Here is a 17,931-nt window from a genome sequence, read left to right on the forward strand (position 1 = left end):
TCCTTACCTTAAGCTTCTGATTTGAGGGGGCGCGACAGCAGGCCCGCGATGGCGGCGTCGACCTCGACCTCGCCGGCCAGGATGGCGGCGACGGCCTCGCAGATCGGCGCCTCGACCCCGACCTTGCGGGCCAGGGCGCGGACGGCCGGCGCCGAGGCGACGCCCTCGGCGACCGAGACCTTGCCGGCCAGGGCCTGTTCCAGGGTCAGGCCCTGGCCCAGGGCCAGGCCGACGCTCATGTTGCGCGACTGCGGGCTGGAGCAGGTGAGCACGAGATCGCCCAGACCGCACAGGCCCGCGACGGTCTCGGGCTTGGCGCCCAGGGCCACGGCCAGGCGGGTCAGTTCGGCGAAGCCGCGGGTGATCACGGTGGCGTGGGCGTTGCGGCCAAGGCCCTTGCCCTCGACGATGCCGCAGGCGATGGCCAGGACGTTCTTCACCGCTCCGCCGGCCTCGGCCCCGATCAAGTCGTTGGCCGTGTAGGGACGGAAGGTCGGGATGGCGATGGCCTCGGCGATGGCGCGGCCCAGGGCCTCGTCCTCGCAGGCCAGGGTGACGGCGGCGGGCAGGCTGCGCGCCACCTCGCCGGCGAAGCTGGGACCCGACAGCACGGCGATGGTCGTGCCCGGCAGGGTCTCGGCGGTCACGTCGGTCATCAGCTTCAGCGTGCCCTGCTCGACGCCCTTGGAGCACAGCACGATCGGCGCGCCGGCCTTGTGGTGCGGGGCGAAGGCGGTCAGGGCCGCGCGCAGGTGCTGGGCGGGCGCGACGGCGAGGATCAGGTCGCAGTCGGCGAGACCCGCCAGGTCGGCCACGGCCTTGATCCCGGGCTCCAGCGTGATGCCCGGCAGGAACACCGCGTTCTCATGGCGCTCATTGACCGAGGCCACGACCTCGGTCTCACGGGCCTGCAGGGTGACCTGGAGACCGGCGCGGGCCGCGACCTGAGCCAGGGCGGTGCCCCAGGCGCCGGCGCCGATGACGCCCACATGTTTGAAGCTCATGCCTTGGCTCCCTTGCGTCCGTAGGCGTTGGCGGGATTGGCCAGCGCCGCGGCTTCGTCCAGCGGCCAGCGCGGACGGGCGACGGCGTCGAGGTCGTCGGAGATCCCCAGCGCCAGCCGTTCGGCCCCGGCCAGGGCGATCATGGCGGCGTTGTCGGTGCAATAGGCCAAGGGCGGGGCGGCGAAGGAGAAGCCGTTCTTCTCGCAGTCGGCCAGCAGGGCCGCGCGCACCGCGCCATTGGCGGCCACGCCGCCGGCGACGACGAAGCGCCGCTCGCTGGGTTCGTGGCTTTCCTTGTAGAGCTTCATCGCCCGGTCGACCCGTTCCGACAGCTGGCGGGCGATGGCGAACTGGACGGCGGCGGCGAGATCCTGGCGCTCGTCGTCGGTCGTCAGGGTCTCGGCGATCCGCGCGGCGGCGGTCTTCAGGCCCGAGAACGAGAAGTCGCAGTCCTTGCGGCCCAGCAGGGCGCGCGGCAGGGCGTAGCGGGTCGCGTCGCCGCCGACCGCCAGCTTCTCCAGCGCCGGACCGCCCGGATAGGGCAGGCCCAGGCTCTTGGCGATCTTGTCGAAGGCCTCGCCGGCCGCATCGTCGATCGTGGTGCCCAGGCGCTTGCAGGCCCCGACGCCGGACACTTCCAGCAGCTGGCAGTGACCGCCGGACACCAGCAGCAGCAGGAACGGATAGGCGATGTCGGCGCCCAGGCGGGCCGAGACCGCATGGCCTTCGAGGTGATTGACGGCGACCAGCGGCACGCCGCGCGCCAGCGACACGGCCTTGCCGAACGCCAGGCCGACCATCACCCCGCCGACCAGGCCAGGCCCCGCCGTAGCGGCCACGCCGTCCAGCTGGTCGAACGACAGGCCCGAGGCGCGCATGGCCTCGGCGGCGATGGCGTCGATCGACTCTACGTGAGCGCGGGCGGCGATCTCGGGCACCACGCCGCCGAACGGGGCGTGCATCTCGAACTGGGTGCCGATGATCGAGGACAGCACCGTGACCGTCCCGTCCGGCTCGCGGCGCACGACCGAGGCCGCGGTCTCGTCGCAGCTGGTCTCCAGGCCGAGGATGGTAAGGGTCGAATCCGTAAGGATAGTCATTCGTTGCGGGCTTCCCGCCGCTCCTGTAGCAGCGAAGATGAAATCTCGTCTCCGCAGGTAACGTTCCGACCGTGTCCCGGCAACCTCCCATCCGCATCGGCGCGCGTGGCTCCAAGCTCTCCCTGGCCCAGTCGGGGCTGATGCAGGCGCGGATCGCGCATGCGCTCGGCGTGCCGCAAGGCGCTTCGCGGGAAGAGATCGAGGCCGCCGCGCCTCTGATCCCGATCGTCACGACCGGCGACCGCATCCAGGATCGCCGCCTGATGGAGATCGGTGGCAAGGGCCTCTTCACCAAGGAGATCGAGGAAGCCCTGCTGGACGGTCGCATCGACTGCGCCGTCCACTCGCTGAAGGACATGCCGGCCGAGCTGCCGCCGGGCCTGATCCTGGCCGCCACGCCCGAGCGCGAGGATCCGCGCGATGCCTTCATCAGCAATATCTGCGAGCGGCTGGAAGACCTGCCCAAGGGCGCGCGTCTGGGCACCGCCAGCCTGCGCCGCCAGGCCCAGGCCCTGCACGTGCGACCCGACCTCGAGATCGTCATGCTGCGCGGCAATGTCGACACCCGCCTGGCCAAGCTGGAGCGCGGCGAGGCCGACGCCATTCTGCTGGCCCAGTCCGGGCTGAACCGCCTGGGTCTTGGCCATATCACCAGGAGCTGGCTGGACCCCGACGCCGCGCCGCCGGCGCCGGGCCAGGGCGCCCTGGTCATCGAGACCCGGCTGGAAGACGCCCACGCCCCATGGCTGCAGGCCGTCAGCTGCCGCGAGACCACCATCGCCGTGGCCGCCGAGCGCGGCGCGCTCTATGCCCTGGAAGGCTCGTGCCGCACCGCCATCGGCGCCCGCGCGGTGCTGGGCGGCGCGCGCCTCTCCATGATCGTCGAGGCCCTGACCCCGGACGGCGCTCACCGCTTCCGTCGCCACGGCGAGACGACCTTGTCGGGCGCCAGCGACATCGATGAAGCCCGCGCACTGGGCCTGAAACTCGGCGCAGAGGTCCGCGCCGAGGGTGGCGACGCCATCCTGTTGCCGGAGTAGGCGATGGACGCGGGCGCGCCGGTCTGGATCACCCGCGCCCGTCCTGGCGCCCTGGCCACGGCCGAGCGCGTCGCGGCCCTGGGCTTCGAGCCCATCGTCGACCCGCTGCTGGTCGTCGAGACCCTGGACGCCGAAATCGATCTCTCCCATGTCGCGGCCCTGGCCTTCACCAGCGCCAATGGCGTCGAGGCTTTCGCCCGCCTGTCGGATGACCGCGGCCTGCCGGTCTTCGCCGTGGGGCGCGCCACCGCCAAGGCGGCGCATGTCGAAGGCTTCGCCTCGGTCTCCAGCGCCGATGGCGATGTCGAGGACCTTTGCGACCTGATCGCCGCCGGCGCGGCCGGGCCGGTGCTGTGGGCGGGCGCCAAGGCGCCGGCCGGCGATCTGGTCGGCATGCTGCGCGGCTGTGGGGTGATGGCCAAGGGCGTGTGTGTCTACGAGACCCTGGAGCGCGCGCCATCGGAAGCAATCCAGGCGCGGCTGGATGCTCCGCTCACGGCGCTTCTGCACTCGCCGCGCGGGGCCAGGGCATTGGCCGCGATCCTGCGCGAGAGACCCGCGCCGAACCTGCGCGTCCTGTGCCTGTCCGAGGCTGTCGCCCAGCCGCTGGGCGATCTCGCCGAACTCGGCTCTGTGACCTTCGCGCCGCGTCCGGACGAATCCGCGCTGCTGGAGCTGCTCACAGCTTAAGCGCGACGTTGCGCGGCGCGACGCCGTGGGGCACGAATGGACGTATGAACGCCGCTCCCGATCCCGCTGAAATCGTCGCGCCCAGCGATCCGGCGCTTTATGCCCGCCGACGGGTGATGGGGCCGGGAGTCTGGCTCTGGCTGGTGCTGTGCGTGCTGTGCATCGCTCTGGGCGCCGGCGTCGCCCACTACGGCCCGACGCTGTTCAAGCCCAAGGGCCAGACGGCCGACGGCGCGGTCTCGGCCGCCCCCAGCGCCCGCCCGGTCGCCGATCGTATCGCCACGGGCTCGGCCTTGCCGGTCGAGACCGGCGACACCGCCGTCGCCCCGCCCGCCGCCGACGTCGAGCGCCTGGACGGCCGAATCACTGCCCTGGAGTCCGGCCAGAAAGGCGTGACAGACGCCGCTGTCGCCGCCCTGGCGGTTTCGGCCCTGGCCGAAGCCACCGAGACTTCGCGCCCGTTTGGCCCGGAGCTGGCTGGCCTGCAGCGGGTGTTGCCGCCGTCGCCGGACCTGCGCGCCCTGGAGGCCCTGTCCGAGCGCGGCGCCCCGACCCGCGCGGGCCTGGCCATCCAGTTCGGCAACTTGGCCGGCCGCGCCGCCAGCGCCGCTCGCAATCCCGGCCCCGACGCCGACCTCTTCTCGCGGATCCGCTACGCCCTTTCCAGCATCGTCTCGATCCGCCATGTCGGTTCGACCAAGGGCTCGACGCCGGACGCCATGCTGGCCCGCGCGCAGGCCCTGCTGGACGACGGTGACGTCGAGGGCGCGGCCCAGGCGCTGGACGCCCTACCCGATCCCGCCCGCGAGGTGCTGGCCCCGTGGTTCAACGCCGCCAGCCGCCGCATCGAGATCGACCGCCACGTCGCGGCCATCCGCGCCGACGCCCTGGCCGGCCTGTCGCGCGTCTCGCGGACCGCGCCATGACGCGCGTCGCCTTCGCTCTCTTCCTCGTTGCGGCGGTCGCCGTCAGCGTGCTGGCCCTGACCGGTGAGCCTGGTCGCGCCGCGCTGGAGTGGATGGGCTGGCGGATCGAGATGACCGCCGCCACGGCGGCCCTGCTGACCCTGTTCTCGGCTCTGCTGTTCACCCTGGTCTGGCGCGGCGTGATCTGGATCGTCGAGGCCCCCCGCCGCGCCGCGCGCGCAAGGGCCGAGGCCAAGCGCAAGTCGGCGCTCGAGGCCCTGTCGCGCGGCTTTCTCGCGGTCGCCGCCGGCGATGGCTCGGAAGCCCGCCGCCTGGCCCAGAAGTCCGCTGAACTGGCCGAGGACGCCCCGGCCCTGGTCCGGGTGCTGGCCGCCCAGGCCGCCGAGGCCGCCGGCGATCGCGGCGCGGCCAAGAGCGCCTACAACGCCATGCTCGGCTTCCCCGAGATGCGCCTGGCCGGCCTGCGCGGCCTGATGCAGGCGGCCCAGGCCGAGGGCGACAAGGCGACCGCCGTCCGTCACGCCGAGGCGGCCTACGGCCTGGCCCGCACCGCCCGCTGGGCCTGGCGCGCCCTGCTGGAAGCGCGCCTGGAGGTCGGCGACTGGGCCGCGGCGCTGGATCTCGTCCAGGGCGCCCTGGAGCGCAAGATCGTCTCGCCGGCTGTTGCCGACCGTAGCCGCGCGGCCCTGCTGGCCGCCTCGGCCGCCAGCCTGGAAGAGTCGATCGACCCCAAGGCCCGCGCCCAGGCCCTCGGCTTCGCGACCCAGTCGGTGAAGCTGAAGCCCGACTTTGCCCCCGGCGTGGTCATGGCCGCGCGCCTGCTGGCCGACGACGGCAAGGTCGCCAAGGCTGGCCAGCTGATCGAGGCCGCCTGGAAAGCCGAGCCGCACCCGGCCCTGTGGCTGGCCTATCGCGACCTGAAGACCAACGAACTGCCCAAGGCCCGCGCCCAGCGCCTGGCCGCCCTGGCCGCCATGAAGCCCGAGGCCCGCGAGAGCCGCATGCTGCGTGTCGAGAGCGCCCTGATCGGCAATGACCCGGTCGCCGCCCGCGCCGCCGCCCGCCTGCTGGACCAGGAAGCCCCGACCGCGCGTTTCGCCGGCCTGATGGCCCGCGTCGCCGCCGCCAACAGCGAGGCCGACGAGGCCCGCGCCTGGATCGCCCGCGGCGTCCAGGCCCCGCAGGAGCCCGACTGGTCCGATCTCGACCCCGAGGGCCGGGCCTTCGCCTATCAGCGAGAGGACTGGGCCCGCCTGGCGTCCAGCTACGCCGAGACCGGCCAGCTGATCCACCCGCGCCACGAGCGTCGGGAGCGGACGATGAACGACCTGCCCGAGCTGCCCTCGGCCTATGCCGACTACGCGGAATCGACGCCGTTCATCCGCGCGGCCGAGACCGGCGGGGCCATGATGCCCATTCCGGACGACCCCGGCGTGTTCGACGCGCCGCCGATTCCGGACCCTCCGGAAGGTGGTCCGGCGCCCCGTCGCAATTCTGGTGCAAGACGACGCTTGGCAAGTGGCTCGCGTCCCGCTAAGTAGGCGCTCCTCGCGGTCGGACCCTGGTTCGAAGCGACGTGGGCCGCTTTAGCTCAGCTGGTAGAGCACATCATTCGTAATGATGGGGTCAGGTGTTCGAGTCACCTAAGCGGCACCACTTTCTTCTCCTCCTTTTGAAATCCGGAACTCTCGACGCGACGGCTCCGTTCGTCTGTCGAAGGAGTTTCCCATGCCCAAGTCCGTGGACAACGATACGGCCCTCGAAGAGGTGATGACCTTCCTCGACGCCCCACCCGAGCCCGGCTCGGCCGACGATGATCGGTTCGGGGAGCGGCTGCGGCAGGTGATCGCGGCGTCGATCCCGTTGGACGAGGGCGAGGATCCGGAGGACGCGCCGACCTTGCAGCTGGACGACGCCTTCCGGAGCAAGCTGGAGAAGGTGGCCCAGCAGCGGGGTGGTTCCTATTTCGGCGACCATCCGGACGGGATCGGTCCGACGCTGGGCATGGACGTGAGCAAGTCCTAGTCGTCCCAGCCCTTGCGTTTCTTCTTCTTGCCCAGGGCGAAGATGCCCGGATAGGGGCCTTTGCCGATGCGGTAGAGGCACCAGTCGTCGTCCTTGGCGCAGTCGCCGTCGAAGGCGGCTTTTTTATCCGGATCGATGGCTGCGTACATCGGGGCAGTGCGTGAGCGCTGGCCGTCGGCCTCGGCGCAGGCGGCTTTCTGGTCGCGGTTCAGGCCGGCGGTCTTCTCGTGCCGGCAGCCCAGACTTTCGCGCAGGCTGTCGCGGGTCTGATCGCTCTGTTCGACCAACTTCCGGGCGGTGAAGCCGGGCGGGGCGACGATGCCCGGCGGGCCGGAGGGCTTGGCGACGGGCGCGGCCGGGATGGTGACGGGCGACGGCGGTCTTGGCAGACTCGACGTAGGTCGTGACGGCGCGACCGGCGATGGCTCAAGGGTCTTGGCGGCGGGCTTGGGCGCATCCAGCAGCTCGGCCTCGATGACCGTCGGCTCGACCAACTGGGGCATCCAGTGCGCGCCCGAGACGAGCGCCAGCAACACCAGCGCATGGGCAGCGAGAATCAGCGCCAGGATCGCCAGATCCCGCCGTGAAGGCCGTCGCCACGTTCCGTTGGCGATCGCCGCGTTCATCAGACCTCCGGGCGCCCTGCCTCCAGACGTCGTACGCGGACGTTGCGGTGCAAGCGGGGCCGTTTCGGACAAGAAAAAGGCCCGGTGTTTCCACCGGGCCTTCTCTGTAGCTAGCGAACAAGAGGGCTTACGCCGCTTCCTTCGCCTTGACGCCGAAGCGGCCGTAGAAGGTTTCGCCCTTTTCGGCCATCTCGCGCAGCAGGGCCGGCGGCGCGAAGCGCTTGCCGTACTGCTGGGCCAGGCGGTCGCAGGTCTCGACAAAGGCCTTGGCGCCCACGCCGTCGATCAGGCTGATCGGGCCGCCGGTCCAGGGCGCGAAGCCCCAGCCCAGGATGGCGCCGACATCGGCCTCGCGCGGGTCGACGATGACGCCTTCCTCGAAGCAGCGGGCGGCTTCGACGGCCTGGCGGTACAGCAGGCGCGTGCGGATCTCCTGGATCAGCGTCGCGTCGGCGTCCGTGGTCGTCACCGGAGCCAAGTCAGCGAGGCCCTTCCACAGGGTCTTCTGGCCGTTCTCCGGATAGTCGTAGAAGCCCTTGCCGTTCTTGCGGCCCAGACGGCCCAGCTCGACGACCATCTTCTCGAGGACGGGCGCGAACGGACGTTCCTCGTACTTGTCGCCGAGGTCCTTCTTGGTCTGCTCGCCGATCTTGTAGGACAGGTCCAGAGCGACGTCGTCGTTCATCTCCAGCGGGCCACGCGGCATGCCCGTGGCGCGGCCGACATTGTCGATGATGGCGGGCGCGATGCCCTCGGCCATCATCTCCAGGCCTTCCTGCACGAAGGTCCCGAAGCAGCGGCTGGTGTAGAAGCCACGGCTGTCGTTGACGACGATCGGGGTCTTCTTGATCTTCAGGACGTAGTCGATCGACTTGGCGAGGGCTTCCTGGCTGGTCTCGGCGCCCATGATGATCTCGACCAGGCCCATCTTGTCGACCGGCGAGAAGAAGTGGATGCCGATGAAGGAGGCCGGACGGACCGAGGCCTTGGCCAGGCCGGTGATCGGCAGGGTCGAGGTGTTGGAGCCGAAGATGGCGGTGTCGGCCAGTTCGGCCTCGGCCTTCTTGGTCACTTCGGCCTTCACGTCGCGGTTTTCGAACACGGCCTCGACGACCAGGTCCGAACCCTTGACCAGGCCGTAGTCGGTGGTCGGGGTGATCAGGGCCAGGATGGCGTCGCCCTTCTCCTGGGTCAGCTTGCCGCGCGAGACGGCCTTCTTCACCAGGCCCTCGGCATAGGCCTTACCCTTGTCGGCGGCTTCCTGCGTCTGATCGATCAGCACGCTCTCGATGCCGGCCATGGCTTGGACGTAGGCGATGCCCGCGCCCATCATGCCGGCGCCCAGGACGGCGACCTTCTTGACGTCGTAGTGCGGGACATTGGCCGGACGGCCCGAACCCTTGCCCAGTTCCTGCAAGCTGAGGAACAGGGTGCGGATCATGCCCTTGGCCTGCGGCGACATCATCGTCTTCAGGAAGTAGCGGGTCTCGATCCGCAGGGCGGCGTCGAACGGCACCTGGGTGCCTTCATAGACCGCCTTCATGATGTTCAGCTGGGCCGGGTAGTTGCCATAGGTCTGCTTGCGCAGCATGGCGTTGCCCATGATGAAGACCTGGCTGCCGGTCGGGGTGTAGGGACCACCGCCCGGGAGCTTGAACTCCTTCTTGTCCCACAGGGCGACCGGATCGCCCTTGGTCTTGACCCAGGTCTTGGCGGCTTCCACCACCTGATCGGCCGGGACGACCTCGTGCACGACCTTGTTGGCCAGAGCCTCGGCCGGCTTCATCGACTTGCCTTCCAGCAGGTACGGCGCGGCGGCCATCACGCCCATCAGGCGCGGCAGACGCTGGGTGCCGCCGGCGCCCGGCAGCAGGCCGACCTTGGCTTCCGGCAGGGCCAGTTGGATCTTCGGATTGTCGGCGACCACGCGGTAGTGGCAGGCCAGGGTGATCTCGAGACCGCCGCCCATGGCCAGGCCGTTGATGGCCGCGGCGACCGGCTTGCCGCAGGTTTCCAGGGCGCGGAACGCCTTGTTCAGCGCGAAGCCGGCTTCGAAGGCGGCCTTCAGGCCCTCTTCGCCCGGCTTGCCGCCGCCCAGGCCGCCCGAACCGCCGAGCTCACCGAGGTCGGCGCCGGCGCAGAAGCCGCTGGCCTTGCCCGAGGTGATGACGGCGCCCTTGATGGCCTCGTCGCTCTTGATGCGTTCGACGACGTCGCCGATTTCCTTGATGACCGAAGCGGTCAGGGTGTTCATCGAGCGGCCGGGCACGTCGAAGGTGACCAGGGCCACGCCGTCGGAATCGACCTCGATCTTGAAGTTTTCCATGGTGTTAGCTCCTAGGTCTTAGACGCGTTCGATGACGGTGGCGGTGCCCATGCCGGCGCCGACGCACAGGGTGATCAGGGCGGTTTCCTTGTCCGAGCGTTCCAGCTCGTCGACCATGGTGCCCAGGATCATCGCGCCGGTGGCGCCCAGCGGGTGGCCCATGGCGATGGCGCCGCCGTTCACGTTCATCTTGTCGTGCGGGATGTTCAGCGCCTGCATCATGCGCAGGACGACGGCGGCGAAGGCTTCGTTCAGCTCGTAGAGGTCGATGTCGCCGACTTCCATGCCCAACTTCTTGAGCAGCTTCTCGGTGACCAGCGAGGGGCCGGTCAACATGATCGAAGGCTCACTACCGATCGAGGCCGCGCCCTTGATGCGGGCTCTTGCCTTAAGGCCGAGAGCCTCGCCCATTTCCTTGGTGCCGATCAGGACGCCGGCGGCGCCGTCGACGATGCCCGAGCTGTTGCCGGCGTGGTGGACGTGGTTGACCTTCTCCACCTGCGGATAGCGCTGGGTGACGACGGCGTCGAAGGCCATGTCGCCCATGCCCTGGAACGAGGCGTTCAGCGAGGCCAGGGTCTGCATGGTGGTCGAGCCGCGCACGGTCTCGTCATGGTCCAGGATGGTGATGCCCAGCTGGTCCTTCACGCCCACGACCGACTTCTTGAAGCGACCATCGGCCCAGGCGGCCGCGGCGCGCTTCTGGCTCTCGACGGCATAGGCGTCGACGTCGTCGCGGCTGAAGCCGTACAGCGACGCGATCAGGTCGGCCGAGACGCCTTGCGGGGCGAAATAGGTCTTGAAGGCCGAGGACGGGTCCGTCGGCCAGGCGCCGCCGTCGCTGCCCATGGGCACGCGGCTCATGCTCTCGACGCCGCCGCCGATGGCGAGGTTGGCTTCGCCCGAGGCGACCTTGGCGGCGGCCATGTTCACGGCTTCCAGGCCCGAGGCGCAGAAGCGGTTGATCTGCACGCCGGCGACGCTTTCGGCGTAGTCGGCGGTCAGGACGGCGGTGCGGGCGATGTCCGAACCTTGCTCGCCGACGGGGGCGACGCAGCCCAGGACGACGTCATCGACGTAGCTGGTGTCGAGGTTGTTGCGGTCGCGGATGGCTTCCAGCACCTGGCTGGCCAGCGACAGGGCGGTGATCTCGTGCAGAGACCCGTCCTTCTTGCCCTTACCGCGCGGCGTGCGCACGGCGTCGAAGATGTAAGCGTCAGCCATGAGATGGCTCCTTCCTGCGAAGCGATGTTCGTGTCGTTGAGGGTGGCCCCGAGTGTTTTCCGAAGGAAAATGCTCTCCTTCAAAAGACAGACCTGGCCGCCCCTATTGTTTCCAGTTGCCGATCGGGTAGGCGCCGATCGGTTCGCACGACAGGCCTCGAGCCGAGGCCTTGGCGCGGTAGTAGATGCGCTTGCCGAACTGCGGCGGCGGCAGCGAGCAGGCGGTGAAGCCCGAGGTCGTGACCTCCAGCTTCCACTCGGCGATCTTGGAGCGCAGCAGGGTCTGGCAGATGTCCTTGCCGGCCGGCTGCAGCGGCAGCTTGAAGGCGCCGGGCTGGGCGCGCTTGCCGACCAGTTCGCCGGAATAGGTGAGGGGCCGCGGACCCTGGACGGCGCGCACGCAGACCACGGCCGAGCGGGCGTCTTGCGCGGGCTGGGCGGCGGGGCCGGCCAACAGGGCGATCAACGGAAGTACGATCACAGCGTCCTCGCGATCAGGAGTTTCATGATCTCGTTGGTGCCGCCGTAGATGCGCTGGATGCGGCTGTCCTTGTACATGCGCGCGATCGGGTACTCGTTCATGAAGCCATAGCCGCCGAACAGCTGCAGGCAGCGGTCGACGATCTTGTTCTCCAGGTCGCTGACCCAGTACTTGGCCATCGAGGCGGTGGCGGCGTCGAGCTTGCCCTGGAGATGCTGGCCGATGCAGTGGTTGACGAAGACCCTGGCGACGGTCGCCTCGGTCTTGCACTCTGCCAGTTCGAACTGGGTGTTCTGGAAGTCGATGATCGCCTTGCCGAACGCCTTGCGGTCCTTGACGTAGGCGATGGTCAGTTCCAGCGCGCGCTCGATGGTCGCCATGCCCTGCACGGCGATGTTCAGGCGCTCCTGCGGCAACTGGCCCATCAGCTGGAAGAAGCCCTGGCCCTCGTCCGTGCCGAGCAGGTTCTCGGTCGGCACCTTCACGTCGTTGAAGAACAGTTCCGAGGTGTCCTGGGCCTCGTGACCCAGCTTGTCGAGGTTGCGGCCGCGTTCGAAGCCTTCGGCGCCGTCGGTCTCGACGATCATCAACGAAGTGCCGCGCGCGCCGCCGGCGACGTCGGTCTTGGCCACCACGATGATAAGGTTGGCCGTCTGGCCGTTGGTGATGAAGGTCTTGGAGCCGTTGATGACGTACTGGTTGCCGGACTTCTTGGCGGTGGTCTTGATGCCTTGAAGGTCGGAGCCGGCGCCCGGCTCGGTCATGGCGATGGCGCCGACCAGCTCGCCGGTGGCCAGGCGCGGCAGCCAGCGCTGCTTCTGCTCCTCGGTGCCGTAGTGGAAGATGTACGGCATGACGATGGCGTTGTGCAGGCTGATGCCGAAGCCGTCGACGCCCTTGCGCCCCAGCATGTCCATCAGCACGACCTCGTGGCGATAGTCGCCGCCGGCCCCGCCATATTGTTCGGGCGTGGAGAGGCCGAGCAGGCCGGCCTCTCCGGATTTGGTCCACATGTCGCGATCGACGCAGTGGTTCTTGCGCCATTTCGCGACCGTCGATTCAGGCGCGTGCTCATCGAAGAACTTGCCCACCGCGTCCTCGAAGATCGCGATGTCTTCCTCGGCCATGAAGGCGGGTTTTTCGACGTTGAGCACGCTCATGATCAGAAGGCCTCCGCGGGCAGGGCCATCAGGGTCGCCGAGCCGGTCTTCAGCTTGGCCAGATGTGCCCCGGCGTCAGGCAAGATGCGCTCGATGAAATAGCGGCCGGTGACCAGCTTGGTCGTGAAGAACGGGTCGGACGAGCCGGCCGCGATCTTGGCGTTGGCCGCCTTGGCCATCAGCGCCCACATGTACGCCAGGCCGGTCAGACCGAAGAGGTGCATGTAGTCGGTCGAGGCCGCGCCGGCGTTGTCGGGGTTCTGCAGGCCGTTCTGCATCAGCCACATGGTGCCGTCCTGCAGCTGGGCCTTCACGCCCGACAGGGCGTCGATGAAGGGCTTCAAGGCCTCGTCGCCGTCGTTCTCGCCGATGAACTGGTCGACTTCCTGGAAGAAAGTCATGACCGCGCGACCGCCCTTGGCGGCCAGCTTGCGACCGACCAGGTCCAGGGCCTGCACGCCATTGGTGCCTTCGTAGATCAGGGCGATACGGCAATCGCGCATGAACTGGCTGACCGGGAAGTGCTCGGTGAAGCCGCTGCCGCCGTGCACCTGGACGGCGTTCGAACAGACCTCGAAGCCCTTGTCGGTCAGGTAGCCTTTCAGCACCGGGGTCATCAGGCCCATGTAGTCCGAGGACTTTTCACGCACCGCCGCGTCCGGGTGGACGTGCGACAGGTCGCCGTGCAGGGCGGTCCAGAACAGGAAGGCGCGGCCGCCTTCGATCAGGGCCTTGCTCTCCAGCAGCATGCGGCGGACGTCCGGATGGACGATGATCGGGTCGGCCGGGCCGTCGGCGTTCTTCGGGCCCGTCAGCGAACGGCCTTGCAGGCGATCCTTGGCGAAGGCGACGGCGGCTTGATAGGCCGCTTCGCCCTGGGCCACGCCCTGCATGCCGACGCCCAGGCGGGCCTCGTTCATCATGACGAACATGATCTTGAGGCCCGAATTCTCCTCACCGATCAGATAGCCCTCGGCGTCGTCATACTGCATGACGCAGGTGGCGTTGCCGTGGATGCCCATCTTCTCTTCCAGGCCGACGCACTTGACGCCCTGGTTCCGCTCGCCGACCGAGTTGTCGTCCTTGGGGAAGAACTTCGGCACGATGAACAGGCTGATGCCCTTCACGCCGGCCGGAGCGCCTTCGATGCGGGCCAGCACCAGGTGGACGATGTTGTCCGACATGTCGTGCTCGCCGGCGCTGATCCAGATCTTCTGGCCGGTAATCTTGTAGCTGCCATCGGCCTGCGGAACCGCCTTGGTGCGCAGGAGACCCAGGTCCGTGCCGCAGTGCGGCTCGGTCAGGTTCATGGTGCCGGTCCATTCGCCGGTGACCATCTTGGGCAGGTAGGTCTGCTTCTGCTCGTCGCTGCCGCCGGTGTGGATGGCCGAATAGGCGCCGTGGGCCAGGCCCGGATACATCGAGAACGCCATGTTGGCCGAGCTCGACATCTCGCTGAAGGCCAGGTTGACGACGTGCGGCAGGCCCTGGCCGCCATAGGCCGGGTCCGAACCCAGGCCGGTCCAGCCGCCTTCGCACAGCTGCTTGTAGGCGTCCTTGAAGCCCGGCGGGGTGGTCACGACGTTGGTGACCGGATCCAGCTTGCAGCCGGTCTTGTCGCCGACCGTGTTCAGCGGCGCCAGGACCTCGCCGGTGAACTGGGCGGCGGCCTCGAGGATCTGCTCGACCACGTCGAACGGCGCATCCGAGAAGCCCGGCAGAGCGCCGTGCTGGTCGATGTTGAGCACGTCGCGCAGGATGAAAGCGTGATCGCGAACGGGCGGCTGATACGTCATGAAACGGTCCTGGCAGGATCGGGAGGAGGAACGGGCGTAGCGCAGCCTAGCTTGGTTGGCCGGGCGGCGTCTTGAAGGCTCTTACTTGCCCAACATCGCTTCGGCGTGACCGTCGAGGCGGGCGCGCAGCACCTGCTCGTAGTCGGCCGCGCGGGGCAGCAGGTCGGGCCGGATCTCGGCGAGGCGCTTTTCGAGGCGGTTGCAGGCCTCGCGCAGCTCGATCAGGGCGTTGTCGATGTCTTCGCGCTGTTGCTCGAGGGCATTGGCGCGTTCGCGGAACTTCTTCAGCGAGCGGGCCATTTGCGCCGCGCCTTCGTCGTTCTCGTCATACAGGTCGAGAAGTTCGCGGATCTCGGTCAGCGACAGGCCCACGCGCTTGCCGCGCAGGATCAGCTGCAGGCGGACGCGGTCCTTGTGGGAATAGACGCGGTTCAGGCCCTCGCGGGCCGGATTGAGCAGGCCCTTGTCTTCGTAGAAGCGCAGGGCGCGCGGCGTGGCTTTGAATTCGTTGCAGAGCTGGCGGATCGTAAAGGTCCGCTCGGGGCGTCGCAGGTCGGCCATGGGTTGAAACCTCCCGGAAAGTGGGCCCGGCTACTGCGGCCGGGCCGCTTGGTTATCGACGATCACCCTAAACCCGATATCGGGCGACCGTCAACGCTTACGTAAACGTCAACTTGTCGATGGGCGATAGGTTTACTTTCCTAGGGTTGAGGGCGTACCTTTGGCGGTGAAGGCCGAGCGCAAGGAGACGCCCGATGGCGACCCTCTCTCACGGCGAAATCTGGCGGGCGATCGACGCCTTGGCCGAGCGGTTCGACATGACGCCTTCGGCCATGGCCCGGATGGCGGGCCTGGATCCGACCAGCTTCAACCGCTCCAAGCGCGGCTCGATCGAGGCCGACGGCCGCGCGCGCTGGCCCTCGACCGAGAGCCTGGCCAAGCTGCTGGAAGCGACGGGGGTCAATTTCTCGGAATTCGCGGCCCTGACCGAACAGGCGCCGGTGCGCATGCCAGCCACTCCGGGACAGAGGCGCGGGGCGCCGCTGATCGCCTTGGATCAGGCGGGGCGGGAAGGCTTCTTCGATGAGGCGGGCATGCCGGTCGGCGCCGGCTGGGACGAGGTTTCCGCGCCCGACCTGGGCGAGGGCCTCTTCGCGCTGGAGGTCTCAGGCGATGCGCTGGCCCCGGTCTATCGCGACGGCGACCGCCTGCTGGTCTCGCCCACCGTGGAGCCGCGCAAAGGCGACCGCGTGGTGGCGCGGACGAGCGCGGGCGAGGTGCTGGTGCGGGAGCTGGGCCGGGTGACGGCCAGGACGATCGAACTCTTGCCGTTCGGCGGGTCCAGCGACGATCGTCTGCTGTCGCGAGACGAGGTCGCCTGGATCGCTCGGATCGTCTGGGTCAGCCAGTAGGACCGACCCTGATCAGTCGCTTAGGTGCGCGGGCAGCTGGCGTGGGTGTCGAGCAGCCAGGCGATCAGCGGGCCGGCCGACGGGTCCTCGCACGACACGTCCAGGCGGTACGACGCCCAGGTATCGTTGTGGGCGGCCTCGACGTGAGCGTCGGGGAACTGTTGGACGATGCCACCGAGCAAGGAATCGTATTCCTGACGGTCGGAAGGGCGAAGAGTGAACGAAGCCATTGGAACAACCTTGATGACTAATCTTGGTTCTGATGGTCCCAACCTAGACTCCGAAAGGTGGTCGGACCCTTAATAGCGAATTCAGACTTCGTTCATTTGCGGAGACATGGTGTCGCACGTCGCGAGGATTCATCCGTCGCGGGTAAGCTGGACCTTGATGCTTCGTGGAGCGCGAAAACCCCGCGTCCTGGGACGCGGGGTTCATGGCGGGGGCTTAGCCCAGCTTCTCTTCGATCAGCGCGATCGTGCGGTCGATCCCGAAGATCGCCGCGAACGAGCCGAAGCGCGGGCCCTGGCTCTGGCCCAGCAGGACTTCGTACAGGGCCTGGAACCAGGCGCGCAGCGGGTCGAAGCCGTGGGTCTTGCCGACCTCGAAGACCTCGTTCTGGATCAGCTCGGCGTCCGGGGCGTCGGCCGGCATGGCCTTCAGCTTGGCCAGCAGGTCCAGCATGGCGGCGCGCTCCTGATCGGTCGGGGCGCGGAAGGTCTTCGTCGGTTTGACGAAGTCCTCGTAGTAGTTGATCGCGTAGCCGGCCAGACGGTCCAGCAGCGGCTGGGTTTCCGGCGAGGCGCCCGGGATGTAGCGCGACAGGAAGCCCCAGAGGATTTCCTTGGTCGAGGCGTCGGCGGCCGACACCAGGTTCAGCATCAGGCTGAACGACACGGGCGAGCCGTTCTGCGGCGGGGTCCCTGCGTGGATGTGCCAGACCGGGTTGTCCAGCTGCTTGGCCGGCTCCTGGCGCTGATAGGCGTCCAGCTGCTGCAGATATTCGTCCGTCGCCTTGGGGATGACGTCGAAATAGAGCTTCTTGGCCGACTTGGGGCTCTGGAACATGTAGTACGAAAGGCTCTCCGGCGCGCCGTAGCGCAGCCAGTCCTCCATCGACAGGCCGTTGCCCTTGGACTTGGAGATCTTCTGGTTGTTCTCGTCCAGGAAGAGCTCGTAGTTGAAGCCTTCCGGCGGAACCCCGCCCAGCGCCTTGCAGATCGCGCCCGAGGCCTTGACCGAGTCGATCAGGTCCTTGCCCGACATCTCGTAGTCGACGCCCAGCGCGGTCCAGCGCATGGCCCAGTCGGGCTTCCACTGCATCTTCACGTGGCCGCCGGTGACCGGGACCTCGACCTTGGAGCCGTCCTCGTCCTCGAAGACTATCGTGCCCTTCTCGACGTTGCGCTCCAGGGTCGGGACCTGCAGCACCTTGCCGGTCGTGGGGCTGACCGGGAGGAACGGCGAATAGGTCGCGCGGCGCTCCTCGCCCAGCGTCGGCAGCATGACCTTCTGGATGGCGTCGAAACGCTCCAGCGCCGTCAGCAGCGTCGCGTCGAACAGGCCGGACTTGTAGCACTCGGTCGACGAGACGAACTCGTACTCGAAGCCGAAGCCGTCCAGGAACGCGCGCAGGCGGGCGTTGTTGTGGGCGCCGAAGCTGTCGTGGGTGCCGAACGGGTCGCGGACGACCGTCAGCGGCTTGCCCAGGTCCTCGATCAGCGGTTGCTTGTTCTCGATGTTGTCGGGAACCTTGCGCAGGCCGTCCATGTCGTCGCTGAAGGCGATCAGGCGGGTCGGGATGTGATCGTCGACCAGCGCGCGGAAGGCCTGGCGCACCATGGTGGTGCGCGCCACTTCGCCAAAGGTTCCCAGGTGCGGCAGGCCCGACGGACCATAGCCGGTCTCGAAGATCACCGCCTTGGCCAGGGCCGGATAGGCTTTCACCGCTTCGTCCGCCTTGCCGGCGTCGATCAGGGCTTTCGCGGCTTCCTGATCGGCGCGGTCGGGGAGGCGCACGCGCAGGACGCGGGCGATGGTGGCGCGCGCCTGCTCGAACGGCCAGGAGCGGGCTTCGCGGGCGAGGGGGGAGAGGCCTTCAAACATGGCCGCGCGTATAAACCGT

General features: G+C 68.5%; 17 protein-coding genes and 1 tRNA gene. 7 read left to right on the forward strand and 11 right to left on the reverse strand.

The annotated features are described in order from the left end of the window. Nucleotides 1-8: 8 nt before the first annotated feature. Nucleotides 9-1,004, reverse strand: coding sequence for an NAD(P)H-dependent glycerol-3-phosphate dehydrogenase (locus AC1RR5_RS01815; RefSeq protein ID WP_492919389.1), 996 nt, complete (start codon nt 1,002-1,004; stop codon nt 9-11). Next, nucleotides 1,001-2,104, reverse strand: a complete 1,104-nt coding sequence (gene tsaD / locus AC1RR5_RS01820; protein WP_492919390.1) for a tRNA (adenosine(37)-N6)-threonylcarbamoyltransferase complex transferase subunit TsaD — start codon at nt 2,102-2,104, stop codon at nt 1,001-1,003. The genes AC1RR5_RS01815 and tsaD overlap by 4 nt, the downstream gene beginning before the upstream one ends. Nucleotides 2,105-2,175: 71 nt before the next feature. Here tsaD and hemC point away from each other — a divergent pair, with 71 nt between their 5' ends. The 6 genes from hemC to AC1RR5_RS01850 all read left to right on the forward strand — a co-directional run bounded on the left by hemC (nt 2,176) and on the right by AC1RR5_RS01850 (nt 6,785). After that, nucleotides 2,176-3,144 carry a hydroxymethylbilane synthase gene (gene hemC, locus AC1RR5_RS01825; protein WP_492919391.1) on the forward strand — a complete coding sequence of 323 codons (969 nt, stop codon included), beginning with the start codon at nt 2,176-2,178 and terminating at the stop codon, nt 3,142-3,144. Between the two features lie 3 nt (nt 3,145-3,147). After that, nucleotides 3,148-3,834 carry a uroporphyrinogen-III synthase gene (locus AC1RR5_RS01830; RefSeq protein WP_492919392.1) on the forward strand — a complete coding sequence of 229 codons (687 nt, stop codon included), beginning with the start codon at nt 3,148-3,150 and terminating at the stop codon, nt 3,832-3,834. 44 nt (nt 3,835-3,878) lie between these two features. Then, nucleotides 3,879-4,760: a COG4223 family protein gene (locus AC1RR5_RS01835; RefSeq protein WP_492919393.1), complete on the forward strand. Its 882-nt coding sequence runs from the start codon at nt 3,879-3,881 to the stop codon at nt 4,758-4,760. Continuing rightward, nucleotides 4,757-6,301, forward strand: coding sequence for a heme biosynthesis protein HemY (locus AC1RR5_RS01840; protein WP_492919394.1), 1,545 nt, complete (start codon nt 4,757-4,759; stop codon nt 6,299-6,301). The genes AC1RR5_RS01835 and AC1RR5_RS01840 overlap by 4 nt, the downstream gene beginning before the upstream one ends. 39 nt (nt 6,302-6,340) lie before the next feature. After that, nucleotides 6,341-6,416, forward strand: a tRNA-Thr gene (locus tag AC1RR5_RS01845). Between the two features lie 72 nt (nt 6,417-6,488). Beyond that, nucleotides 6,489-6,785 (forward strand): hypothetical protein, encoded by a 297-nt coding sequence (locus AC1RR5_RS01850; RefSeq protein WP_492919395.1) that lies wholly within the window; start codon nt 6,489-6,491, stop codon nt 6,783-6,785. On the opposite strand, the gene AC1RR5_RS01855 is transcribed toward AC1RR5_RS01850, so the two are convergent. The 7 genes from AC1RR5_RS01855 to AC1RR5_RS01885 all read right to left on the reverse strand — a co-directional run bounded on the left by AC1RR5_RS01855 (nt 6,782) and on the right by AC1RR5_RS01885 (nt 14,958). After that, complete coding sequence (locus AC1RR5_RS01855; RefSeq protein ID WP_492919396.1) at nt 6,782-7,411, reverse strand: hypothetical protein; 630 nt, start codon at nt 7,409-7,411, stop codon at nt 6,782-6,784. The genes AC1RR5_RS01850 and AC1RR5_RS01855 overlap by 4 nt on opposite strands. A 127-nt stretch (nt 7,412-7,538) precedes the next feature. Beyond that, nucleotides 7,539-9,737, reverse strand: coding sequence for a 3-hydroxyacyl-CoA dehydrogenase NAD-binding domain-containing protein (locus tag AC1RR5_RS01860; RefSeq protein WP_492919397.1), 2,199 nt, complete (start codon nt 9,735-9,737; stop codon nt 7,539-7,541). Between the two features lie 18 nt (nt 9,738-9,755). After that, nucleotides 9,756-10,961, reverse strand: coding sequence for an acetyl-CoA C-acetyltransferase (locus tag AC1RR5_RS01865; RefSeq protein ID WP_492919398.1), 1,206 nt, complete (start codon nt 10,959-10,961; stop codon nt 9,756-9,758). Nucleotides 10,962-11,063: 102 nt separating this feature from the next. Then, complete coding sequence (locus AC1RR5_RS01870) at nt 11,064-11,441, reverse strand: hypothetical protein (RefSeq protein WP_492919399.1); 378 nt, start codon at nt 11,439-11,441, stop codon at nt 11,064-11,066. After that, nucleotides 11,438-12,601 carry an acyl-CoA dehydrogenase family protein gene (locus AC1RR5_RS01875; RefSeq protein ID WP_492919400.1) on the reverse strand — a complete coding sequence of 388 codons (1,164 nt, stop codon included), beginning with the start codon at nt 12,599-12,601 and terminating at the stop codon, nt 11,438-11,440. Before AC1RR5_RS01875 ends, AC1RR5_RS01870 begins: the two co-directional genes overlap by 4 nt. Nucleotides 12,602-12,603: 2 nt before the next feature. After that, nucleotides 12,604-14,397 carry an acyl-CoA dehydrogenase C-terminal domain-containing protein gene (locus tag AC1RR5_RS01880; protein WP_492919401.1) on the reverse strand — a complete coding sequence of 598 codons (1,794 nt, stop codon included), beginning with the start codon at nt 14,395-14,397 and terminating at the stop codon, nt 12,604-12,606. Nucleotides 14,398-14,478: 81 nt separating this feature from the next. After that, entirely contained in the window at nt 14,479-14,958 is a 480-nt protein-coding gene (locus AC1RR5_RS01885) for a MerR family transcriptional regulator (protein WP_291874532.1), read from the reverse strand. Nucleotides 14,959-15,152: 194 nt separating this feature from the next. Here AC1RR5_RS01885 and AC1RR5_RS01890 point away from each other — a divergent pair, with 194 nt between their 5' ends. Beyond that, the gene (locus AC1RR5_RS01890; RefSeq protein WP_492919402.1) at nt 15,153-15,809 is read left to right on the forward strand and encodes a S24 family peptidase; all 657 of its coding nucleotides are present in this window, start codon (nt 15,153-15,155) and stop codon (nt 15,807-15,809) included. Nucleotides 15,810-15,829: 20 nt separating this feature from the next. Here the strand turns inward: AC1RR5_RS01890 and AC1RR5_RS01895 are convergent, their stop codons facing one another. Further along, nucleotides 15,830-16,039 carry a hypothetical protein gene (locus tag AC1RR5_RS01895; RefSeq protein ID WP_492919403.1) on the reverse strand — a complete coding sequence of 70 codons (210 nt, stop codon included), beginning with the start codon at nt 16,037-16,039 and terminating at the stop codon, nt 15,830-15,832. A 214-nt stretch (nt 16,040-16,253) separates the two neighbouring features. Further along, the gene (locus AC1RR5_RS01900; protein ID WP_492919404.1) at nt 16,254-17,912 is read right to left on the reverse strand and encodes a lysine--tRNA ligase; all 1,659 of its coding nucleotides are present in this window, start codon (nt 17,910-17,912) and stop codon (nt 16,254-16,256) included. Nucleotides 17,913-17,931: the final 19 nt, after the last annotated feature.

The sequence above is a fragment of the Caulobacter sp. GW821-FHT11E11 genome (genome assembly GCF_058808315.1).